This window comes from Microcoleus sp. AT3-D2, assembly GCF_036705715.1.
In the GTDB taxonomy this organism is placed as follows: Bacteria; Cyanobacteriota; Cyanobacteriia; order Cyanobacteriales; family Microcoleaceae; genus Microcoleus.
This window is the reverse complement of sequence record NZ_JAUBVE010000002.1, coordinates 15,526-38,948: the sequence shown is the minus strand read 5'-3', so window position 1 is coordinate 38,948 and position 23,423 is coordinate 15,526. Positions and strand designations below refer to the sequence as shown.

Genomic DNA, 23,423 nt, shown 5'->3' with positions numbered 1-23,423 from the left:
CATGCCCCATGCCCAATTCCCCATGCCCCATGCCCCATGCCCTATGACCATTATCGTATTCGGCAGTATCAACATCGACCTAGCAGCAAAAACTCCCCGGTTGCCGCAGCCAGGGGAAACTATCATCGGTAGCAATTTTTTCACAGCCGGCGGCGGCAAAGGAGCAAATCAAGCCGTCGCCGCCGCTCGTCTCGGCACTTCCACCCACATCATCGGTCGCGTCGGCAACGATAAATTTGCTGAAGAATTATTGACAAATTTACAATCTTATGGTTTAAGTACAGACAATGTATTAATAGACCAAAACACTCATTCAGGAGTGGCAATTATCGCCGTAGACGAGACAGGTCAAAATAATATTATTGTGATTCCGGGCGCGAATAACAATGTCGGTGAAGCCGAGATAGAACGTCTCAAAAAACTTTTAACAGGAGCTACATCTTTGCTGTTACAGTTAGAAATTCCCCTGGAAGTTGTCCAAAAAGCTGCGAAAGCTGCTCGTCAAGCGGGGGTGCGAGTTATTCTCGATCCAGCACCGGCTAGGGCGGATTTGCCACTGGAACTTTATCCGCTAATTGACATTATCACGCCGAATGAAGTGGAAGCCAGCCAGCTAGTCGGTTTTCGGGTGAATGACACGGAAACAGCGATTGTAGCTGCCAAACACTTGCAGGAGCGCGGTGTCAAGAATGTTATTGTCAAATTGGGCGATCGCGGGGCTGTTGCTGTGACTGCAGATGACAGCTTTTTTGTGCCGGCTTTTGCTGTGGAGGCGATCGACACTGTGGCTGCTGGCGATGCTTTTAACGGCGGCTTGGCCTCTGCATTAGATGCCGGTCTGTCGCTTTCAGAGGCGGTGCGGTGGGGCGCAGCAGCGGGCGCTCTGTGCACAACTAAAGTGGGTGCTCAAGGTGCTATGCCCGATCGGGCAACCTTTGATAAATTTTTGCATAATAGACTTCTTGCATAAATCTTTGATTGATAGGTCAACCGCAGGTTTCAGGCAGATAAACACAGATGAACGCAGATAATTGCAAGAGATGAAAGTGAAGAACCATAATAGGTCTATGTTCTGTCAAAAAAAAATCAAATTCTTGTGGGGTGGGCTTCTAGCCCGCCCCAAATATGCAAGAATTTAAATCTGTAAACGCTTGTCCTAATTTGGCCGCTGAATAATTGTTTCAACTACCCGCCGCTTGACTTTTGGATCGATACCAATCAGCCGCACGTATTCGCCGCCGTGTTCCGCCAAACAAGTTTCTAAAGATGCAACCACATCTTTTTCCTGTGCAGTTTTAATCGTCGCGCAACTTTGCCAAGAACCAGTTTTAAATCGGCGATTATCTGCATATTCCATGCCAATTTTGCAGCCTCTTGCTAATAACTGCTTTACTTGTTCCAATACCTCGGAACTTAGCCGCGCCGCATGACCGTTACCACCTTCAGAACTTGGCTCTACGTAAGCCTTATAATATTTTGATGACGGGTCGTTTAATTCACTTTGCGTTGGCGCAGCAGCAGGGGCATTGGGGGTTCCTTGAACGTTAAAAAGCCGCGATTGGTTGTATTCATCTACTAAGCGCATTTCCTTAATCCGCTTTTGTTGGCCCACCATCAAACTGCCCATTTCTAATAAATGAGCGAGGCTGAAATTCGGGTTATGAAAATCTGGCGCTGCTTCCAAAGTATTTACCAAACGCTTGGAAACTCGCTCGATTCCTACTTTGTGAATGAATTCGCGGATTTGTTCGTCATAAATGCGCGATCGCAAAGCACTAAAAAAGTCGATCGCCTGATCGCCAAAATTATCAACTAACGCCACAATATCGGTTTTTGACAATTTGTCAGACTCAAAAATTCCCCCAACAATGCCAATTTTATCATCCCGGCTGGGTTCCCAATAAAACTTTTCCATCCGCCCGTCGCGAATCAGTGGCGCGTACAGCGTAGAAAAATCATTTCCGGTGACAATAATCGGCACTCGGTGCAGCGGCGTACTGTCATAACTTCCCGGTAATTGCACATTAGTTGGATTATCAGCAATATTCATCAGAGTCGCATTGACCATCTGAGTATTGACAGTATATTGAGTAGTAGTATCGAACCTGCCAGCACCGGCATCCAAATCGTTAATAAAGATGGCGCACATCTCACCCCGCACGCGAATTTGCTCCGCAGCTTCCCGGTAGCGCAAGCGAATTAAACGCGCCGGATCTCCTGCATCCGGGCTTTCTAATTCCCCGCCAGATATCATCACCGGTTCAAAGCCCATCCGCCGAAAAACCAGTTCGGTTTGAAAAGTTTTGCCTTCTCCTTTACGGCCATGAATTCCCAAAATTAGGGGAACTCTTACCCCGGGCAAATTTAAAAAGTTCTTAGTGACGTGCACCGCAACTTTATCGAGAAAGTTAGGAGAAATGTAATAACTCATCAGTAGATTTGTGAGGGATTAATTGAGGTTACTGTTATGATTTTATGACAAAACTAACAGCCTGCACCGCTAACCTGGATTTTTACCGTACAATCGAGGTCTGAATATTATGTGTTAAGGAGCGATTCGTGAGTCCAGAAACCTTACTAAAAGAACCAAGCGTGCAAGCCGAAGCCAGTCCCTTCAGTTCTGAGAGCTTCGACAGCTATGTAATGACGACTTACGGGCGTTTTGCGATCGCCCTAGAACGGGGCCTGGGCTGCCGCGTTTGGGATACCGAGGGCCGCGAATATCTCGATTTTGTCGCGGGTATTGCGACCTGCACTCTCGGACACGCCCACCCGGCAATGATTGCAGCGGTAACTCAGCAAATTCAGACCCTGCACCACGTTTCTAACCTTTATTATATCCCCGTACAGGGCGAGCTGGCGAAGTGGCTTGTAGACCATTCTTGTGCGGACAGAGCCTTCTTTTGCAACTCCGGCGCGGAAGCTAATGAAGCGGCAATTAAACTCGCCCGCAAGTATGCCCACGAAAAATTAAATATCTCGAATCCGACAATCATTACCGCCGTTGCGAGTTTCCACGGGCGGACTTTGGCGACAATTACGGCAACGGGACAGCCTAAATATCAGAAGGGTTTTAGCCCTTTGGTGCCGGGATTTCACTATGTGCCCTACAACGATATTAATGCGATCGAAAGTGCGATCGAGCAACTCGACAAAGACGAACGCCAAGTAGCTGCAATTATGCTGGAAGCGCTGCAAGGCGAAGGCGGAGTTCGCCCCGGAGATATCGCTTACTTCCAGCGAATTCGGGAAATTTGCGACGAAAAAGGCATTTTGCTCATTCTCGACGAAGTGCAAGTCGGGATGGGACGCAGTGGCAAATACTGGGGCTACGAAAACCTCGGCATTGAACCGGATATCTTTACATCTGCGAAAGGGTTAGGTGGCGGTATCCCGATCGGCGCTATGCTGTGCAAATCTTCCTGCGATGTATTTGAACCGGGAAGTCACGCCAGCACTTTCGGCGGCAATCCTTTTGCTTGCGCTGTAGCTTTGTGCGTTTGCCAAACTTTGGAACGGGAAAACCTTCTAGAAAACGTGCAGCAGCGCGGGGAACAGTTAAAAGCAGGCCTCAACAAGTTGGCGGCCGAATATCCGCATTTAATTGCCGAAGTGCGCGGCTGGGGTTTGATTGTCGGGATGGAATTGCAAGCTGATATCGAACTTACATCGGCGGATATCGTCAAATCTGCCATCGCCGCAGGAGTGCTCTTGGTTCCCGCAGGGCCGAAAGTGCTGAGGTTTGTCCCGCCGCTGATTGTCACCTCCGCTGAAGTCGATCGAGCTCTGCAGGCAGTGGAGTCAGCCTTGCGTTCTCAAGCGGTACAGTAAAATCTACTGAGTTGATTTTTGTTAGCTGTAGCGCTGAAAATCGCGCCATATCCTAGATAACTCACTTAGTCCAGGACAAACTCTTCCTCAGAAACCCGGTTTCTTTCGAGATTTCTCGTTACTAAACCCAATTGTTTCCCAGAAACCCGGTTTCTTAGCCTAAGTCCGATCGGGGTAAAAGTAAACCCGTCCCGCTGCAAGTCTGTCGGGGCGGGTTTGTCAAGTTTAGAAATGTCTGTGAAACCCGCCGCCACAGGGTGACAACGCCTTTAACCGCGATTTTACTCAAGAGCCACGCGCAAAATAATACTATTAACGATCGTATGTGCTAGTTTCGCTATAGCGTGTCTTTTGGGACTTGTGAATCCTGGTTTAACTATTTCGCCCCCTTCCCACTAAACCGAGTACCGTTATAGTGGGGAGGGCAGGTGAGGACGATCGCATCCTCAAGTAATTTTGGAGAGGGCTTTCAAGAGATAAAATATGTAATCCTCGTCACAAAATTTTTTCGTAATGCTTGGATCATCAACTGTATATTGTGAGAGAATAGAAAAACCAAGGAGGTGATGTTGATTGCTACACCAGGCTATCCAAGTTCGTTTGTATCCTACCCAAAATCAACAAATACAAGTAGCTTCTACTTTTGGGTGTGCGCGTTGGTGGTCTAATTATGGTCTAAATAAATCAATTGAAGTTTATAAAAAAACTGGTAAAGGACTTGGATGCTCCCGGTTCAACACACTTTTACCGAGTCTCAATAAATTAGATAAAAGTGGATGGTTAGGTGAGTTTTACAGCAAATTATTGCAACTTAATAGGCTCAATTTAACCAGGAAATACAAATTTTTTTTGGATGGATTTGCTGGGTTTTATAAGTTCCCATATCAAGATAAAAAACAGTCATTTCAGTATCCTAAAAACGTCAAATTGGTAGCGACTACTAGGAGTTGCCGCTATAGGAAAATAAATAAGCCGAAAATAAATAGATATAGATTAAGTGAGGGTAAAATTCATAATTCAATTATTATTAAAAAATATTCAGGGAAATATATTGCATATATACTGACTGAAATCAAAGCTGAGAACCAGACAACAAAAGAAGGTAGGATTGCGGGCATTGATTGCGGGAACTTAGTCGAAATTGATAGAGGGGTTTCCACTTCCAAACTCTGTTCTAATTGTTTCCATCCAATGACCGAGATGCCATTAGATATGAGGAAAGGGACTTGTCCTCACTGTGCTACCGATCGCGATCGGGAGGGGAACGCAGCGATAAAGATGAAAGCAGAAGGTATCAAAATACTAAAGGCGGAAGGTTCAGCCGTTTCGGCTTTAGGATGCGAGGTAAGACCAAAGCTGGGACGAAAGTCTCCGCTAAGGCACTCGCCTATGAGTACAGAAGCCCCTACTATATTCGGTACTACGATTTAGGGGTGGGTAGTTCACTTGGTTGCACGGAAGCAGCGCTCCTATGGTTAATAGTTTGGCGGAATGCACGATGGACGAACAGCGTCGCAAAACTGATGTTAATATGCTCCAAGCGCTGCTGGAAAATCCTGGGGACTCAGGAATAGATTTGATTTTGAGGATGAACCCAAAGTCGATCGACTTTGGGTTCGTGCAAACGCTTTATTTGGAAGAAGTGGCACTGACGCGAGAAAGCTTGCTGAAAGCTGCAAAATTTTTCCAAATGGCGATCGCACCCTTAGAATCTGCAAAGGGCAATTCTAAATTGCCCGCAACCGGGGCAGCATATCTGGCTTTTTTAGCAGAAGTATTGCAGGCAGTGGCGCGCGGCGCTGATTCGCAGCACCTGTACTCGCTGCTGAGAAACAATTTAGATAAACTCGACCAGAATTTTGCACAACTGCTACGCTGCTGGGCAAATTTGGTGTTTTCTGCTGCCAAAGAATCCGAGAGAAGGCGGATTGCAGCCCTGATCGGCAATCTGAGCAACAAAATTGGGCGGTTTCCCCTCGGCAGCAAGGCTAATAACTTGGAAATCGAAATTGCCGGTTACGAAACAGTTGCTAAGGTGTTTACCCGCAAAGACTTTCCCCAAGAATGGGCGGTGATGCAAAACAATCTGGGCAACGCTTACAGCGATCGCCCCAGAGGTGATAAGGCTCAAAATATCGAACAGGCGATCGCTTGCTTTGAAAATGCCCTACAAGTACGCACGCCCGAACAGTACCCGGAACAGTGGGCGACGCTGCAAAATAATCTGGGCAACGCTTACAGCGAGCGTCTCAGGGGAGATCCGGCAGACAATCTAGAACACGCGATCGCCTGCTTTGAAAATGCCCTGCGAGTTCGCAGCCGCGAGGCTTTCGGGCGAGAGTGGGCGAGCACTCAAAACAATCTTGGCCGTGCTTACAGCCGCCGGCTGCGGGGCAACCGAGCCCAAAATCTGGAACTGGCAGTCGCTTGCTACCACAATGCTTTGCAAGTCTACAACCGCAAGGTGTTTCCCCGGCGTTGGGCCACAACTCAAAATAATTTGGCAAATGCTTACTGCGAGTTGCTGCGGGGCAACCGAGCTGAAAATCTCGAATACGCGGTTACGTGCTATCAGAGAGCTTTGCAGGTGCGGACTCGGGAAGCTTTTCCGCTGCAGTGGGCGACGACTCAAAGGAATTTGGGCCGGGTGTTTGTCGATCGCATCAAAGGCGATCCGGTGGAAAATTTGGAAATGGCGATCGTCTGCTATCAAAATGCTTTACAAGTCTACACCCGCATCAAATTTCCCGAAGTCTGGGCTTCGATCCAAACTTACCTCGGTAGGATCTACAGTCGGCGGGTGAAAGGGGAAAAAGCCGAAAATTTGGAAATGGCGATCGCCTGCTATCAAAATGCTTTGCTGTTTTGCAACCGCCAAAAATCTCCAGAACGCTGGGCAATGCTGTGTGCCTACCTCGGCCGCGCTTTCTGCGAACATGTGAAAGGGGAAAAAAACCGCAACCTCAAAAGCGCGATCGCCTGCTATCAAAATGCGGGCGAAGTCTACACCAGGCAGGCATATCCCAACCGCTGGGCAATGCTGCAAATTTATCTCGGCAGAGCTTATTCGCAACTGACAGAGGCGGAAAACTTGTCCCACATGGAAAGCGCGATCGGCTGCTATCACAGCGCCACCCAAGTCTACACTCGCGAAACGTATCCCCACCGCTGGGCTGAAATTTTATTTTATTTGGGTCAAGCTTACCGAGTTCGAGACGAGTTGCTTCGCGCCTACGGGGTTTTTACTGCTGCTGTCGATACTGTGGAATTCTTGCGTTGCGAACTTGGGGTTGATACAGTCGATTTTGGCGATCAGACGAGTACCGCAAAAGTCAAATTAACCCGCACTTGGGCTGGACTCTATAAATGCCTGGTGCAAGTTTGCCTGGAACTCGGCGCCAGCCAACCTGAATATTACGCTAAGGCTCTGGAATACGCCGAACGCCACAAAAATCGGAATTTGGTAGAACTGCTGGTTAAATGCCACTTGACTCCGAAAGCCGAAATTCCCGCAGCGGTGCGAAGCGAGTTGGAGTCGCTGCAACTGGAAATAGCGGGGGAACAGCGGCATCAAGAACAGGGAGAACCTGAGCGAAACACGACCTTGATTTCTGAGGGCGATAGCCAAGGTTTGAACAGCGGTTCTCTGCTGCCGAACTCGGACTTCATGCACTTAAATCAATTGTGGAAGCAGTTTGATAGGTTGATTGCGCGGGAGGTGCAGGCAAACGACCCTTTCTTCAGCCTAGCTCACAAAGTTGAACCGATCGCTTTCGAGCAAATTCGCCAATTGTTGCCTGATGACAATTGCGCTGCTGTGGTGTGGGCGAGTTTGGGGGAGTTGCTGGTCGCTTTTGTGGTGGTAAAGAGTGCACAATATCCGGCCGTTCACCTGTGTTCGTCGGAAAATGCTTTGGCTGTCGAAAGTTGGGCCCAGGAGTACCTCAGCGCTTATTCTGAACAAAAAGGTCGCTGGATCAATCATCTCCCGGCTCGCCTCAAACGCTTGGCTACGATGCTGGAAATCGATCGAGTGGTGGCGCTGATTCCCGATAATTGCGATCGGCTGATTTTTGTGCCGCACCGATTTTTGCACGCTTTGCCACTCCACGCTTTGCCTTTGGCGGGGAGAGACGGGTTTGAGGATGGTGGGGGAATTTTTAGGTCTGGGTGGAGCGATCGCAGCGGTTTTGATCTGGAAACCTACACCCTTTCGGATTTTTCTCAAAGTTCGTCTTTTGGCGACGTTGCAGCGCCTGCTGCTTATTTGATCGATCGATTTGCCGGAGGAATTCGCTATGCTCCTAGCTGTCAGCTATTGCTGTTGAGACAAAGTGCACACGGAGCGGCTATTGGTCGGTACAGCCCCGGTTTGCAGCAGCTTTTGGCAATTCCAACTTTCACCAGAGATGCGTTCTATAGCAACATTGAAATCGGCAATATTTCCCAGTATTTTACCAGTACACAAGTTGTGCGCCATAAGCCGGCAATTAAAGAGGCTTTTTCCCAACAAATGTCTGCTAATAGTGGGAATTCGCCCCAGAAAACAGTGCAGTTGCAGCAGAAAAAATGCGCTCACTTTGCTTGTTTGAGTTTGCTTAATTTAGCTGGGTCTCTGAAATCCGCAGTGTTTTTGAGGAATGATTCTCTGAGTTTGGAGGAAATTTTTAATCTGGATTTTCGGCAATATGTTTTAGTTACTTTATCGGGTTGCGAAATTGCCGCTGGCGGAGTTAGCGGTGCTGGAGGAGATTTTGTGGGTTTGTCGGCGGGTTTGTTGTATGCTGGCACGTCTAGTGTGGTCAGCAGTCTTTGGAAGGTGAACGATGTTTCTACGCTGCTGCTGACGAGCAAGTTTTATGAAAATCTGGGACGGTTTTCTCGGTTGCAGGTGGGAGATGTGGCGATCGCGCTGGGGGACGCTCAAAGGTGGCTGCGGGATTTGACTAGCGAGGAATTGGAGGTGTTGCTGGCGGATTTCCAACCTCAAATTTCGCAAATGTTCGATCGGCTTTCTCAAAGTTCTCGCCTGATTGCGGAGGCTTCTTTGCAGCAAATTCGCAACCGCAAACCCTATCCTTTTGCTAATCCTTATTATTGGGCTGCTTTTACTGCGACTGGGGTTTAAGCTGTTGTACCTTTAAATAGGGTATAATAAAAATTTAGTTGAGTCTGTTCCTAAAAAAATACCCGCCAAAAACCATCTCAATCCCAAACAAATAGAGAAACTACAAACAGCCTTAAGAGAGAAAAAAAAGCAAATGTCAGAGCAAGAATTCTGATTCTATTATTGCTCAATGACGCTAAAACACAATCTAACATCGCTGATTTTTTGGGTTATTCAGTCAACAAAGTATCTTATTGGTGTATAAATGGAGACCCAGAAAATCCAGAAATTTTAATAGATGAAAGGATGAAGGGGGATCACAAAAAAGCCACAGATAAATATATAGATATGTTATTATAGGCCATAGAAAAAGAGCCTCAATAATTAGGATATAATTTTGGACGATGGACAGCGCAGAGATTAGCAACATACTTAGAGTAATCCACAGGAATAAAATTAATTGGAGGACAAGTTCGGAGGATATTAAAGCAAAAAAAGTAGGTTTACATCTGGGCTAAGTATAGCCTAGAGTCGAAGATAAAGCCCGAAAAAATAACTGCGTTTAAAATAAAGATAGCCGAATATTTAAAAATAGGAAAAGAATCGCCAGAACGTTTACAGGTGTGGTTTTGGGACGAGAGTGGATTTAGTTTAAGAGTCACCATCAGAAAGAGCTGGTGTAAAAAAGCAGCCGAAAAAAGGTCTGAGGAGACCGGAGAAAAGGCAGAGTTAATGTAATGGGAGGAGTGAGAAATTCCGATAAAAACAAGTGGTAGAGTTCCTCAACAAAGGCAATTCATATAATTTTTATCAAGTGCTAAAACTCTTTTATGAAGAGCTAATTAATGAATGGATATCAGCAGGTAATTAAGCCTCAGAATTTGCTGAAAAAGGAGCGAAAATAGTGATTATCCTTGATAATGCTAGTTTTCACAAGAAACAAGAGTACCTAAAAATAATTGAAACAGAAATGCCTAACCGACCTTTAGAATTCCTCCCCGAATACAGCCCCGACTATAACTTAATTGAATTAGGATGGCATTCGGCAAAAGAATATATTGTCAATCGACTTTTTACATCTATTGAAGAGCTAGAGTATTTATTGCACCGCCTCTTAAATGAAGGGCAATTAATAATTAAATGGGGTCGCAAAATCAAAAATAAGGGTAATGCTTGTATCACAGTTTAAATGTGCAACAGCTTAATGTTTTAGGCCTTAATAATGCCATATATGACTCCTCTATCACCTACCGAAACTGGTCTAAACTAACTATGTTATTCTACCACGAATATAGTCTGTATACTTACGCGGAGCTGTACTAGGATGGCGGCAAGTGGTAGAATAGTTCCGAGAGCTTAATTCAAATCCGGTCATCCCGATTATAAAATTAAATTGGATATTCCCCAGCCAGTGAGTGTGTTTTGGGCGATCGTCCGGGTGTGTATATTTGTGGTACGCATAAATTAGTCGATCGGGCGATTCCCTACGGGATAGCTGCGCTTCACGAGCGTGTTAATTCCCCTTTGCTAAAAAATTAACTGTAGCGGCTGTTTTGGCAAAGGGAATTATAGAATAAGGCGTAAAGAATAAGAGCAGCAATAGAGAATAAAGAGCAAGTCTTTGCGTTCTCACTGTATGAGAATTGGGGACTGTGTTCACTGAGACGTACTTGTTCTATACTGAGAGATTTTGCCAAGATTTGAAACCGGAGGCAAGTATAAATACTGCAATAATTCTTAAATACAAGTTCATTAAGATTTACATCTTGAGATAGATGTATTAATTGCTGAATGAGCTTATAATAGTAATTAATTCCTAATTAATCTAATATTAACCCAAAAACCGGAGGATATTCCAATGCAAATAAGTGGCAAAGCCTTCGGCTCCTGCTCTCGCTGCGAAACAGTACCCGCAAAAATAGAGGGCAGCGGAGGTCTATACTTGTGGTTTCCAGTATCGCACACGCTGAATAAGGTTATTTCTGCACTGACCAAGGCTAAACTTGAATTCCGGCTGTTAGAAGAGAGCAAGTGTTTGTACATTATGCTTGAGGCAATAGCAAAAGAAAAGTTTAATGCCCTAGCATCATCTGTGCTAACAACTCAAGAGCTGAAAGAGACAAAAGTTTTGTGGATGCGGGAAGTTGAACAGCCGAAACTTAGCGATTTTTATCGCAGCACTTCCTTAGACTCTTTTATTAACTTCAGCAAGTCTGATTGGCTGTTAGATTTATTGTCCGAAGAACGCATTACTACGCATTTTCAGCCCATTGTTTATACCTCAGATACTTCTAAAATTTTTGCCCACGAAGCGCTGCTCCGAGGAATTGATGAGCAAGGAAACTTAATTTATCCGGGTCGAATTTTTTCCCAAGCAGAATCAGCAGGCCTAATTTTTCAACTAGATGTTTTAGCCCGGACTCGCGCTATCCGCGAAGCCCAGGTTTACGATATCAAAGAACTAATTTTTATTAATTTTTCTCCCACTTCAGTTTACGATCCCGCTACGTGCCTGCGAAGAACAGTACAGGCTATTGATGAAGCGGGAATCCCTCACAGCAATATTGTTTTTGAAGTAGCGGAATCTCAACACCCTCCTGATATCGATCACTTGATTAATATTCTGAGGTTTTACCGAGAAGCTGGATTTTTAATTGCCCTGGACGATTTTGGCAGCGGTTCTTCTAATTTAAATTTGATGCACCAACTGCGTCCCGATTTTATTAAGTTGGATATGCAATTGATTCGCAACGTCCATCAAGATTATTATAAGGCTCTCATTACGGAAAAGATGTTAGAAATTGCCGCTCAATTAGAAATTAAAACTGTTGCTGAAGGTGTGGAAACTTTGGAGGAGTTTGAGTGCGTGCGGGAACGGGGAGCAACTTTTGTTCAAGGTTATTTGATTGCTAAACCGACTTCTCCGCCGATCGCAGTTACGAGCTATATTGGTGCTGAACCAGTACCTATTTCTGCTTAAATGGTTTCCAGTTGCTATTTGGCGCTACATTTGCTCGTTCCCAGGAAGAGGCTGGGGACGCATATAGGAAAGCTTTGCCTCCATTAAAATGAGATAACAATTTGGAGGCAGAGCCTCCCGATATTCATTACCAGGCAGAGCCTGGTAACGAGAATAACTAGCATTTTAAACGCTCAAATTGCGTCGCAAAAAGCTTTCTAAGGATTCCATTTTCATGCTGTAGATTGATTCCAAGTTTTGCACTTCTTCGGGAGTGCAGAAATACTCGTTACCCAGCAATACCCGCAAAGTTCCTAAGTCTTTTTGAGCTTGAGGATTCAATAAACCCAAGGCATTTCTCAAACCGTCAAACACCATCAGTGGCGGGTTGATTACCATAGGTTCGCGCTTGAATAACCGTCCGAAAATGCGCGGAATGTCGTCTCTTGTCAGCACATCCGGGCCACCGACTCGCAGGATTTGGTTGCGGGCGCCTTCGACTGTTGGCGAGTCTGCTGCAATCTTTGCTAAGTCGTCGGTACTGACAACAGAGGTGCGGTTTTTGCCGTCGCCAATCAGCAGGTAAAGTCCGGTTTCTCGAAATCTTTCTGCTAGGGGTAATAAGCTGGAAGCAAAACCGGCAGGCCGCAAGATTGTATAATTCAATCCGCTGTTTTGCAGGTATTTTTCTACTTCTCGCTTGGCTTTGAATACTGCGGAATCTTCGTATCCTCGATCGACTCCCAGTACCGAAAGAAAGACAAAGTGCTGCACTCCCGCTTCTTTGGCGCAGTCGATTAATTCTATGTTAGCGCGGTAGTGTACTGCTTGAACATCGCCGCCGGTGCCGTGGCTGCTGATGATGTACTGCACTCCTTGGCAGGCTTTTTTAATATCTTTGTCTTGTTTTAAGTCGCCAATAAAAATCTCGGCGCCTCGGTTTTCTAGTTCTGAGTAGCGAGATGCGAGGCGAACGAATGCGCGGACAGGCTTCTCTTGCTGTCTGATTTCTCGTACAATTCGGCGGCCTAGTGCGCCTGTTGCTCCGGTTACTAAGAACATGATTTTCAGTTGTTGGTTGTTATTAACCTTATAACTTATAAATCAAATTTCGACAATTACGGGGGCGTGGTCGCTGGGTTTGATTAATTTTCTGGGAGCAATGTCTATTGTACAGTTTTTTGCTTGTTCGTACAGGGGAGGGCTGAGATAATGGTGGTCGATTCTCCAACCATTGTTGCGGGGAAATGCGGCAGCGCGGTAGTCCCACCAGCTATAATGACCGCCTTCTGTGGTGAATTTCCGAAAGGGGTCGTTTAATCCTAATTCTATGATTTCTGTGAGTGCGAGGCGCTCGGCAACAGACAAGCCGACGGAGTTAGCATTGGCTTTGGGATTGTGGATATCTCGATCGTCCGGGACGATGTTGAAGTCGCCGCAAATGCACAAGTTGGGGAATTTATCTAGTGCTATTTTGAGGTATTCTTGCAGCAGCTTGAGCCACTTTAGCTTGTACTCATATTTCTCGCTGCCGACTTCGGAACCGTTGGGAACGTATACGCAAATAATGCAAATATCGTCGATAATTCCCGCTATTAGGCGTTTTTGTTCGTCAAAAATACCTGTGATTTCGTCGCCGAGAAGGGGGGCAAATCCGCTGCTGATTTGCGTTAGGGGCGATCGGCTAAAAATGGCGACGCCGTTGTAGGATTTTTGACCGGAAATGTAGCAGTTGTAGCCAAGGTTGGTGAAGGATTCTAGGGGAAAGTCTTTATCTGGAACTTTGGTTTCTTGGAGGCAGAGAACGTCTGGGGAGTTTGTTTGCAACCAGCTAGTAACGTGTTCTATGCGGGTGCGGATTGAGTTGACGTTCCAGGTAGCGATTTTCATTTTTTGTTGGTTATATACTCTCTGATTACGGGCGCGATCGTAAAGTGCGATCGCCCGTTTTGTTTGACTGTTTCAACTAATGACCGTCGTCCTAAAGATTGCATGACTTTCAAGAGTTCTGGCGGTGATAGTTGGAAGTTTTCTGGTATTTTTGAGATGTCGGCTGGTTCGGGGGTATTGGCTAGCCATGTGATCGCCTGTTGTTCGGATGCTGTTAGGCGATCGAAATGCTGGTGCAGGAGTGATTCTAAGTCACCTAAGAATAGGGTATCATAGGAGAGGAATTCGGAAACGCTACCGCCGAATAAGTCTTGAATCAATGTGGCAACTATATTTAACCATAAGGGATTGCCTCGGTAAAGGTCAATTAGTTCTGACCATTTCTCCGGTTCAGCTAAACCTTTTTCTCTGAATATTTCTTGTGCTTCCGCGCCTAAACCGTTGAGTTGCAGGGATTTGCAGGGGCGGTTTTCGCCTTCTAAGGCGGCGATTTCTCTGGGTTTTTCCCAACTCAGGAGGATTAAGCAACTGTTGTGGGATGATTCTGTTATTTGTTTGAAGAATGCGCCGTAATTTTCATATCCTGGTTGGTAATTTCCTGCGAGTTGTCCGCTGCTGAAAATGGTTTGGATATCATCGAGGATGATGAGACACCGGTGCGATCGTAAATATTCTAGTAGGGGCAATGCCCCCGTGGTTGCCCTTTCTTCGGGATAGGGAACGGGCACGGGGGCATCGCCCCTACAGAATTTAATTAAGTCGGTTTGGAGTGATGCCAGGGGTGGAGAGTTGCGGAGGCTTCGCCAGATGATGCGATCGAATTCGTGTTGAATTTGTGAGATTAGTTGGAGAGTAAGGGCGGTTTTGCCAATACCGGATAAGCCTAAGATGGTGATGAGGCGGGTGCGGCCTAAAATCCAGTTTTCGAGCGTGGTGAGTTCGGATGTGCGGTTATAGAATAGGTTGGGTTCTGGTGCATCCGATAAGTCTAGTCGCTCCTTAGGTTTAGTTTGGTTATAAATTGGCTGATTAGGTTTTTCTGTATTTGGGATTTCTGAGGGATGCGAATTGTTCTCACAAACACTGAAATTATCAATTTGTGCGTAATAGTTTCCAAAGTTTGATTCAACTATGGATAATTGCAATCTTTCCACTGTGTATCGAAAGTTAGATTGATTGATATCTTCGCCTAATGTTTGTGATAAAAGTTTCCATAATTTTGATGCGACCTTTTTGACATGAGCTTCGCTACGGTAGCAGGTTTTGGCAATTTCTGGGTATTTCTGGCGTTGCCAAGTGCCACGCAATATACCTTCTTGTAAATGATTGAGGTGTTTTCCTGTCTTAGCGAATACGATGTCGTCAGCCAGTTTTAAGACTTCTTGAACATCCATAGGTCGAGTCTGGGTTGTGATTTTGCCTATTTTATCCTACTGTTTGATACTTTGGCAACTAAATCCTACTTTATTCAATATACTTTACGGAAAAAATGGCTACTAAATGCGACTCTTTGCTAATGACGAGAATGAAATGAGATGATATTGTCTAACTAAGTCTTAAAAATCTCCAGAAAAATTGCCGTAAAGCTGATCATTTTAACTTGGCAGGAGTATCAACAGTAATATGGCAAAACTAAAGTCATCGTCCGAAGATCCTAATGAGACTACTTCCCAAGTCCTTTCTAGAATTGGGAAGGTAGTTTGGTTTATAGTAAAGTGGGGATTCACGATCGCATTTGGATTGGTTTTTGGAGTAATTGCATTTGCTTTTGCACTTGGAGGAGTTAGGCTTCCAAATCTTCCTGATTTTACTCCTAAACGAAGACCTGAAGGATTTAACTCTAAAAAATTCCGAAGAGAACTTGAGGAGATGAGAGTTGAAGACTTATTACAAAATTTTGGCAACCAGCTTGAAAAAGCAGACAGAAATAATCAACTAAACCCAGAGGAAAAAAAGGTTTTCCGAAAACTAAGAGGTTTAGACCGTCTGGGTCTGCGCTCTCAAATTAAAAAAGCAATAAGTGATGATGATGAAATGGAAATTATCTTCCTTCTTCTTCTCAAACTACTCACTGGTGAATTGGGGTAATTTAATGGGTATTGGACAGTGGACAAGAAAATCGATTCTACCAGGTTCACCTTTCTGCATACAGTGCAACATTAAACCTGGTGAATATTTAATTATGTATGATAGCTCGAATGGAGAAATTCTCTTTAAAGAAGCTAATCAAGGTGATTTAGTATACAGGAAACAACTAAGTTCAATCTACGATCTTATTTATCTTCTTCCCGATCTTGAGAAATCACAAGTGATGCAACAGCTTAAGAAGAAGAATTATCCGTCAGCAGGGGGAGGTTTCGTTAATCACCATATAATTCCCCACTTTATTTGTGATGAAAGTGAATTAGTAATTGCAGCAGTAAAGTATAATCGTTTTAAGAAAGATGGCGATGACAACTTGATGCGCTTACCAAAAAATTTTCATCAGAAGCACCATGCCCGAGGCTCAAAATATTGTCAAACAATTAGCTATCTTCTCCGAGATAGGTGGAATGCTCTTACGGAGGCGCATTTAGATACAGATCCTAATGAAATTGAAGAAGCTATTAAGTCGCTTGTCGATGCTATCAAAGCAGAGTTAAGTGATGTGCGAGATTGGGGAGGAGCCATGAATGATATCTACTACCTGAATGGTATGTAGATTTTTCTGTTGTTTAATAAACTGGAGCGATCGCCCTCATCTCCCAACTTGTGAAAAAGTGCGATCGCCCTTACGTCCCAATTTGTCCAAAAGTGCGATCGCCTTTACTCAGGCAAAGTTAAAATAGTTGTAGCCTCAGCCAAGAGTTTACACTTGACTTTATTGTTTTCCCCCTCAATAAGACAATGAGCTGGATTATCCTGCAAGGGATCGTGGCGGATAATGAAACCTAAAGAACGGACATATCCTGCTACCAACACACCCACTTTTGTAGTGTCAGGATTTCTCGCACGAGCTAAAATTTCCTGGGGAGTTGTTAGCCTCGCTAACTCAACTGAGATACTGTTATCAGGTTTTCCTCTAACCTGGAAAGCAACTGATTTTACAGTACCATCCTCATAGAGATGTACATTAGGAATTCGACGATAAAGAATATCATTGTCTGCAATTTCTTGTAGCATTATCTCATCCTGACTTATGGAATCAATAGCTGAGACACCACATTCAGGACTTCAGATAATGACACCTGGTTTTTTTCCTCAAATTTTCTCTCGTTTCCTTCTCCCTTAATTAGTAGATAGCTGAAATTCATATCAGGTTGAATTTCCACTTCTAGATTGCCATGTGGGCTTCGCCATTCCAGTTGTAGGCTACCATTAGCAATTGGTGCTGCATCATAGGGTAAAATTAGATCGCCAACTAAAGGCGAAAGAGAGTATTTGATATGAATAAGCAACTGACAGGCTTTTACAAAAGCAACGGGCGAAACGGGCAATGCACCATAAGAATCCCAATCAGGTTCTAGTTGGGCAAGTTGCGTCAAGCGCTCTAATATTGGATCTAAGGAAACATCAGTTAATGTTGCTTGAGACATGGCTTTTTTAAATATCGTATTTTATACTATATCATAGTTATTGCTGACGATAGGTCAATAGAGTGAGGCATGAGAGCAAAAGCCCGATCGCCCTTACGTCCCAACTTGTCACAAAGTGCGTGAAGCGCAGCTATCCCGTAGGGAATCGCCCTCACTTATATTATTTAGAGAAAACACGACCAGAATAATATTTTTTCATCGACTCTTGAGAAATAATCGCATCACAAGATTCGTCTCTCGGCAAATCCCCTCTCGCTTCCAGCCAAGGCATTTCACTGCAAATCATTCGTTCCAAAGTTTCATCATCATACTCAAAATATGCCTCGGCAACTTCTTCGATAAATTGCCCAATTTTTTGAGGAAGTTTCGGTTGTTCGATTTTCTCTGTAATTGGTTCCCAACTAAATTGGCATTGATACTTCTCCAATAAATCAGGAATAACTGGCCCGTGAATCCAGGCTTGAAAATCTGCATCAAAGAGTGGCTTGCCGTAAACTCCTAAATACCAAGCTTGAGCGTAATATAAGAGTTTTTGTAGCTTGTAGACGTTGATTGCTACATTATTTTGCGAAGCTAACCAAATGAAAGCATTTGCAATATCTTGATCGCTGATTTTTTCCGAATTAGTTGGAACTGCAACAACTTTCAGTTGACCTTCGCCTATCTGTTCCAATAGTTCAGAAACTGACAAGTTAAATTCTCCGGCAATTTGCTCAACTTTTTGCCAGACTGGAGAACTTACATTTATTTGATATTCAGTTGTTATTGAGGTAGCTTGAGTCATGGCAGTTCTTAGAGCTGACTTAAATAATTGTAGCAAACAGTGCGGAATAATGACCTAATAGCGATCGCCCTTACGTCCCAACTTGTCACAAAGTGCGTGAAGCGCAGCTATCCCGTAGGGAATCGCCCCTACATGAATTATTCAAACTAACTCCGACACACTCAGGCGCCCTTCTACGGGTTCATACTCATCGTAACTGCTCACCGCAACTGCGCTGCGGTGAGCAGTTACGCATATTTTGGGTTAAAGTTAAGATGCCTTTACCCTGAATCTAAAATCTAAAATCTTAAATCTTAAATCGTATGACTGATTATAAAGGCGATCGACAAACTAGCAATTTAACAGCTATTCACCAACAAATCAATTGGCTTCAGCAACAGCCAGACGGCATCCTATTTCAACAAAACTCCGGCGACAACTGCATCGCCGTAAAAAAAATAAACTCAGTCCTCTTACTGCTTTTAGCAGACAGAGAAACCTTAATCACAAATGTAGCTCAATCAATCCTAGACCTCAACAATCCACTAAATTTAATCTTTCCCTATTCCCGATCCGTGCTGCTAGCATTAGTCTGGAAAACTCACCCAAAAAAAATCTATGTAATTGGATTTGGTGGCGGCACCCTCCCCAGAATTTTCCACCATTATTTCGCTAACGCGATAGTCGAATGTACAGATATTGACCAAAAAGTAGTCGAAGTAGCTCAAAAATTTTTTGGCATTCAATTCGACGACAGACTCAAAGTAGCCATTCAAGACGGGCGCGAATATCTAGCCCAACAAGATTCCACAGTAAAAAACGATATAATTATCGTGGATGCTGGTTTTGGCAGCGGCTATATGCCCTATAAATTGGTGACACAAGAATTTTACCAACTGTGCAAAACTCGCTTGTCAAGCGCAGGTGTTCTAGTTGTCCACCTGTTCCACAAACAAGAGTTTAATGCGGCAGCGGTGAAAACAATTCAAACTGTGTTCGCACAAGTTTATATATGCAATTTAGAAACCGGCAACAGCGTTGTCATTGCGACTAATGCTCCCGATTTAGCTAAAAATGAAATTTTCTTGAAAGCCGAACTTATTCAAGATTTCCACAATTTAGGATTTTCCTTAATAGAAATGTCGCTCCAGCTAAAAAAAGTAGTCCAATTGCCGGAATGGGTGAAAAGTTGGGAAACCCTGCCAATTTTTACAGATGCTGAAATACCCGCCGGATATTTGGACTGATAAATATAGCCTTTCTCAGAAAGATGAGGTACTCATGGGCATAGGGCATAGGGCATAGGGCATAGGGCATACCTCACCACGCTTGAGAACCGCTATATACACAATTAGAGCTGTTAACGGAATCCCACAAAAAACTCTAATTGTAGGGTGCTTATGGGGGCACTATCGGGCTGTAGGATGCTTATGGGCGCAGCATCGCTATGTCTGTAGCAAATCCCCCTCAGTCAAAAGTTGATACTAGGAAACATCGCTCTAAAAAATACTTGACAGTGAAAATCTAGCGGTGTATTATAGAAGTAGTGCAAACACTTAAAAATATGAGACTAAAAAGTTGGGAGTCTCCTCGCAGCGAGGGTAGAAACTCCAAAGGTAAAGGCGGCTCAGCCAGGGCTCGGCAACTCAAAAAGCAACAGCAAACTCTGCGAAAACAGTTAAAAGCTCAACACGATCGACCAAACGATCGACAAAACCACCAACAAAACCATCAAGGGAAGGAAACCCATAATTCCTTCCCTTTTTTTGTATCTTTCCGCTGCTCAATCCCGCTGAATGTTCGGACAAATCGTGCTAGTAATGCTCGCCTGCGAGGGTTGCTCTTGCCAGCAGTTGAGAATGCCTTGCAACTCCCCCTTCAAAGTTTCTAAGGCTGCAATTTGCACGGAAATTTCCTCTACCTTAGCCCTTAGATGCTGCTTCGCTTCAGAGCAAGGCAACTCTCCCCGATCGCGAACTTGTAAAATATCCTTAATCTCCTGAAGGCTCAAACCCAGAGTCTGAGATCGTTTAATAAACGCCAACCTGTTAAATACCGTTTCGCCAAACAAGCGATAACCAGCGGGCGATCGCTTTACCGCAGGAGACAGCAAGCCCATCTCCTCATAGTAACGAACAGTTTTCACCGACAAACCACTACAGGCAGCTACAGAGCCAATTTTGTACAGTTTCTCGGCAACAGAAATATTCATAAACCAAGCATCCAAGATCGAAAGACTTTCTTGCCCTATCTTTTAGTGCCTCAGATCCAGGGAGTCGATCGGCACATCGCCCAGTCACCATTGCCCAGTAATCTTAATAAGGAGGATTTTTTTTAGACACATTAAGCACGGGCAACTGAGGTCTAGAAGACTGAGGAGGAAGATAGTATTCCGGAGCCGGCGCGGGTTGTTCGGCAGCAGAGCGGTAAAATTGCCACCAGCGGAGAGCCATCGCCACCCCAGCGGTACCGAGCCCAAAAGCCAATAAAGAGCCACTCGCACCCATGCTGCCGATGGCTGCATCGACAACGCCCACTGTCACAACAAAGCTGGTAATTGGCTCTTTACGGTAAGCTGACCTCAAAAGTCGCGTCCACGAAGCATTCATTTGGTTTTACTCTGTTCTATATTTATTTACAATCTCTAAAACTTAGAGTTGGCGGAACGATCGGGATTTCTAGCTCAAAGACTAGCTTCACCTAAATTAATGTTCTCGCCTGTGGGGAATTGTACGGGAGCGAGGCAAAATTGCCAAGCTTGTCAAATCAAAATTCCACCCCATATACACCTCCAAAAGCCAGCTATTGCATTCGGGAACAGATCTCTCTCCACAGAGAAGCCGCTGGGCTTGTTTCTAATTAATATTTTAATCAATTCCCGAATTTGTCGCGGTCAGCAGAAGCGACACCCGCTGCCGGAAGAGTCAAGACAAAGTGTAAGGCTGACCGCGCCATTGCTAAAATTAGTTGAGACCTAACCAGGACAGCAAGCCCTGGCCTGTGACATACTCGATAATTAAAGTTAGAGAAAAACCGATCATCGCGGCTCGACCGTTAAGGCGTTCCGCGTAGCTGTTGAAGCCAAACTTTGGCTGTTCCAGTTTGGGAGTGACGGTGGGTTGTAGTTGTGTCATTGCTTTGGGTACCTGGCGATCGACGCTATTCAAATGTGAAATCCAATGTTAGTTACAAATCTTAAACATTGCTACTTCTATTATAAAGAGGGTTAACCGCCGTCAACCGTCCCCGAAGAGAAAAAACTGCTGCCAACTAATGCCAATTAATTATACCCGCTCAAAATATGACTAATCAGTTAGATAACGATAAGCTTCCTGTCGCCGTACAGCGAGTAGCCTTTGCCCTTCGTACAACAGGCTGGGTTTGCTTCTGGGTACAGGTAGTGCTAGGGGTGGTAGCGGCGATCATTTTGCTCTTTGCCATCCCCTTCGCCCTCCCCAGGGCTAACGCCGCTGCGGGTTCAACCAGTGCCGGCACCGGCGGCGGCGTATTTTTTGCCATTTGCGGGCTGGCCGTACTCGCTTACAGCATATATCGCTCTTTCCGCTTCACCCGCTTGTCGAGACAACTGCGATCGCCCGCTAACGCAGTCCGTCCCAAAAAAGCAGACACCATCAAAGAGGTGCGGCTGGCACTGATGAGCAACTTATCAGGAATGGTGCTGACGCTGATCGGCGCAGAAGCCATCAGCGGCACGCTTTTAGCCAAATCTCTAGCTCAGCCGCAAGCCTTGTTCGGTGCCGCAGTTGATTTGGGCCGATTTATTCAGCCTCTAGATATATTTGTGGTACTCGCCAATACTCACGCCACTGTTGCCCATTTTGTCGGGATTTTCGGGGCTCTTTTTTTGCTCGATCGCATCCACAAACAATAGTTATTCGTGAGGGGCAACCGATGCCCGATGCCCGATGCCCGATGCCCGATGCCCGATGCCCAATGCCCGATACCCGATGCCCCACTCTCCCACTCTCCCCCAACCTACATCCGGAATCACTGCCAACCTGTCGAAGAACGTACTCAGATACCTTCTACCAAGACAACATGAATATTATGGCACTGAAACCCGAGGCTTATTTTGGGGTGACAGATCACCCAACTATTGAAATTTCTCAAGAAAGTTTTCGTTCTGTCCTAGGTCAAATAGAAGCTGAACTCCTCTGTAGCGACACCTATAGCCACGCTCTAGCTAGCCTACAAACAATGTTGGGCGAAGCAGCCTCCGCTGCCGAAATTTTAATTAGAGCAGTTAGCAGAGAAGCCGTCAAGCTTGCATTTGACAGATTTCCCAAACAAAACAAAATTGAACCGCAAGTACCCCAAGATAGTGTTACTGCTGTAAGTCCTGCCATTGAGACGGTGACAGAAATTCAAGAATTGGAGCCATCAGTAGCTGCTCCTGTCTTCTATTGGCGCAGCGCTAGTGTGGAAGCGCCGCCCCAAACCGAGTCCGATACAGAAGAAAATTCCGATCGAGACACTAACACTTCTGAAGACAGCAAACAAGCGCCCCAAGACGAAATTAAAGTCGAGTTGGCTCCACCTGCAACTGTCACTGTCCCCGGAAAATCCTTCCCAGGGTTCGGTTTTCCCAAAAAGCCAAAAAAACTCACCAAGGAAGAAGAAGCAGCAAAAGCAGTTCAAGAGCGAGAAGAGTGCTTGCAGGAGTTGGGTAGAGAATTGCGTAAGGGACGGCAAGTTCGCTCCCTATCCCTGCAGCAACTCCACAGTCAAACTCTCGTGCCGCTGCACCACATCGAATCGATCGAAAATGGGGAAATGGAAAAACTGCCCCAAGATATTTACGTTAGAGGTTTTATCCGCAGACTCGGCGACGCCTTGGGACTAGACGGCAGCGCTATGGCGAATGCTTTGCCCAAACCCGCTCCGACTCCAATTCCCAGTATGTATGTGTCTGTTTCCGATTCCGACTCAGGCGAAGGCTTTCAAATGCGTCCGGTGCATTTGTACATCGGCTACACCGCTTTGATGGCTGGAGCTGTAGGGGGTTTGGGTTGGCTGTCGCAGCAACCCGTGGTGCCAGGAGCACAGGCAGTACCTCCAACGCAGGTGACACCGCCAGCCTCAGTTGCACCGGCTCAGAAGACCCCTGAAAAAGCACCTCAACCGGGCTTGAAGAAGTCTAATAACGGGGGATTGATGATGGGGGCTGACATGGCGCCGCCGGAGGTGATTTTTGGTTAGTGTGTGTCGGGCGAGCGATCGTCCGACCACTCTCTTGGTGCAGGTGAACTCAGAAACCCGGTTTCTGAGTTCACCTGC

The 23,423-nt window shown here is 45.3% G+C and carries 20 protein-coding genes and 1 pseudogene; 11 read left to right on the top strand and 10 right to left on the bottom strand.

Translation table 11 applies throughout. From position 1 onward, the window contains the following. Window positions 1-43: 43 nt before the first annotated feature. The gene (gene rbsK, locus QUB44_RS01625; protein WP_333362285.1) at window positions 44-970 is read left to right on the top strand and encodes a ribokinase; all 927 of its coding nucleotides are present in this window, start codon (window positions 44-46) and stop codon (window positions 968-970) included. A gap of 186 nt (window positions 971-1,156) precedes the next feature. Here rbsK and QUB44_RS01620 read toward each other — a convergent pair whose 3' ends face one another. Further along, window positions 1,157-2,431, bottom strand: coding sequence for a ribulose bisphosphate carboxylase small subunit (locus QUB44_RS01620; protein ID WP_333362282.1), 1,275 nt, complete (start codon window positions 2,429-2,431; stop codon window positions 1,157-1,159). Window positions 2,432-2,559: 128 nt separating this feature from the next. On the opposite strand from QUB44_RS01620, the gene QUB44_RS01615 reads away from it, so the two are divergent. The 5 genes and pseudogenes from QUB44_RS01615 (at window position 2,560) to QUB44_RS01595 (ending at window position 11,918) form a co-directional block, all read left to right on the top strand. Continuing rightward, the gene (locus QUB44_RS01615) at window positions 2,560-3,831 is read left to right on the top strand and encodes an aspartate aminotransferase family protein (protein WP_333362280.1); all 1,272 of its coding nucleotides are present in this window, start codon (window positions 2,560-2,562) and stop codon (window positions 3,829-3,831) included. 573 nt (window positions 3,832-4,404) lie between these two features. Continuing rightward, complete coding sequence (locus tag QUB44_RS01610; protein ID WP_333362278.1) at window positions 4,405-5,262, top strand: helix-turn-helix domain-containing protein; 858 nt, start codon at window positions 4,405-4,407, stop codon at window positions 5,260-5,262. Window positions 5,263-5,302: 40 nt separating this feature from the next. After that, on the top strand, window positions 5,303-8,959 hold the full coding sequence (locus QUB44_RS01605; protein ID WP_333362275.1) for a CHAT domain-containing protein: 3,657 nt from the start codon (window positions 5,303-5,305) through the stop codon (window positions 8,957-8,959). 58 nt (window positions 8,960-9,017) lie between these two features. Next, a pseudogene (locus QUB44_RS01600) lies at window positions 9,018-10,127 on the top strand (IS630 family transposase). 669 nt (window positions 10,128-10,796) lie between these two features. Next, window positions 10,797-11,918 (top strand): EAL domain-containing protein, encoded by a 1,122-nt coding sequence (locus QUB44_RS01595; RefSeq protein WP_333362272.1) that lies wholly within the window; start codon window positions 10,797-10,799, stop codon window positions 11,916-11,918. 165 nt (window positions 11,919-12,083) lie between these two features. On the opposite strand, the gene QUB44_RS01590 is transcribed toward QUB44_RS01595, so the two are convergent. From QUB44_RS01590 to QUB44_RS01580, 3 genes are read right to left on the bottom strand one after another with little or no spacing between them, the layout of a single operon-like run. Continuing rightward, window positions 12,084-12,959, bottom strand: a complete 876-nt coding sequence (locus tag QUB44_RS01590; RefSeq protein WP_333362270.1) for an SDR family oxidoreductase — start codon at window positions 12,957-12,959, stop codon at window positions 12,084-12,086. A 42-nt stretch (window positions 12,960-13,001) separates the two neighbouring features. Further along, window positions 13,002-13,787 (bottom strand): exodeoxyribonuclease III, encoded by a 786-nt coding sequence (gene xth, locus QUB44_RS01585; protein WP_333362268.1) that lies wholly within the window; start codon window positions 13,785-13,787, stop codon window positions 13,002-13,004. Beyond that, window positions 13,784-15,181 carry an NB-ARC domain-containing protein gene (locus QUB44_RS01580; protein WP_333362265.1) on the bottom strand — a complete coding sequence of 466 codons (1,398 nt, stop codon included), beginning with the start codon at window positions 15,179-15,181 and terminating at the stop codon, window positions 13,784-13,786. Before QUB44_RS01580 ends, xth begins: the two co-directional genes overlap by 4 nt. A 229-nt stretch (window positions 15,182-15,410) precedes the next feature. Here QUB44_RS01580 and QUB44_RS01575 point away from each other — a divergent pair, with 229 nt between their 5' ends. Continuing rightward, window positions 15,411-15,875, top strand: coding sequence for a hypothetical protein (locus tag QUB44_RS01575; protein ID WP_333362263.1), 465 nt, complete (start codon window positions 15,411-15,413; stop codon window positions 15,873-15,875). Window positions 15,876-15,879: 4 nt separating this feature from the next. Next, the gene (locus tag QUB44_RS01570; protein ID WP_333362260.1) at window positions 15,880-16,488 is read left to right on the top strand and encodes an AHH domain-containing protein; all 609 of its coding nucleotides are present in this window, start codon (window positions 15,880-15,882) and stop codon (window positions 16,486-16,488) included. Between the two features lie 104 nt (window positions 16,489-16,592). Here QUB44_RS01570 and QUB44_RS01565 read toward each other — a convergent pair whose 3' ends face one another. The 3 genes from QUB44_RS01565 to QUB44_RS01555 all read right to left on the bottom strand — a co-directional run bounded on the left by QUB44_RS01565 (window position 16,593) and on the right by QUB44_RS01555 (window position 18,146). Next, window positions 16,593-16,949: a hypothetical protein gene (locus tag QUB44_RS01565; protein ID WP_333362257.1), complete on the bottom strand. Its 357-nt coding sequence runs from the start codon at window positions 16,947-16,949 to the stop codon at window positions 16,593-16,595. A 14-nt stretch (window positions 16,950-16,963) separates the two neighbouring features. Continuing rightward, complete coding sequence (locus QUB44_RS01560) at window positions 16,964-17,362, bottom strand: hypothetical protein (RefSeq protein WP_333362254.1); 399 nt, start codon at window positions 17,360-17,362, stop codon at window positions 16,964-16,966. Between the two features lie 160 nt (window positions 17,363-17,522). Then, window positions 17,523-18,146: a type II toxin-antitoxin system antitoxin SocA domain-containing protein gene (locus tag QUB44_RS01555; RefSeq protein ID WP_333362251.1), complete on the bottom strand. Its 624-nt coding sequence runs from the start codon at window positions 18,144-18,146 to the stop codon at window positions 17,523-17,525. Window positions 18,147-18,448: 302 nt separating this feature from the next. On the opposite strand from QUB44_RS01555, the gene QUB44_RS01550 reads away from it, so the two are divergent. Further along, a complete protein-coding gene (locus tag QUB44_RS01550) occupies window positions 18,449-19,372 on the top strand; it encodes a fused MFS/spermidine synthase (protein WP_333362248.1) in 924 nt (307 codons plus the stop codon). A gap of 536 nt (window positions 19,373-19,908) precedes the next feature. Here the strand turns inward: QUB44_RS01550 and QUB44_RS01545 are convergent. From QUB44_RS01545 to QUB44_RS01535, 3 genes are all read right to left on the bottom strand, one after another. After that, window positions 19,909-20,337: a heavy metal-responsive transcriptional regulator gene (locus QUB44_RS01545; RefSeq protein WP_333362245.1), complete on the bottom strand. Its 429-nt coding sequence runs from the start codon at window positions 20,335-20,337 to the stop codon at window positions 19,909-19,911. 103 nt (window positions 20,338-20,440) lie between these two features. After that, on the bottom strand, window positions 20,441-20,734 hold the full coding sequence (locus QUB44_RS01540) for a hypothetical protein (RefSeq protein ID WP_333246171.1): 294 nt from the start codon (window positions 20,732-20,734) through the stop codon (window positions 20,441-20,443). Between the two features lie 354 nt (window positions 20,735-21,088). Beyond that, complete coding sequence (locus tag QUB44_RS01535) at window positions 21,089-21,259, bottom strand: hypothetical protein (RefSeq protein WP_172186391.1); 171 nt, start codon at window positions 21,257-21,259, stop codon at window positions 21,089-21,091. 167 nt (window positions 21,260-21,426) lie between these two features. On the opposite strand from QUB44_RS01535, the gene QUB44_RS01530 reads away from it, so the two are divergent. Then, complete coding sequence (locus QUB44_RS01530) at window positions 21,427-22,017, top strand: DUF3611 family protein (protein WP_333362242.1); 591 nt, start codon at window positions 21,427-21,429, stop codon at window positions 22,015-22,017. A gap of 176 nt (window positions 22,018-22,193) precedes the next feature. Further along, on the top strand, window positions 22,194-23,345 hold the full coding sequence (locus QUB44_RS01525; RefSeq protein WP_333362239.1) for a helix-turn-helix domain-containing protein: 1,152 nt from the start codon (window positions 22,194-22,196) through the stop codon (window positions 23,343-23,345). The last annotated feature ends 78 nt before the right edge of the window (window positions 23,346-23,423 follow it).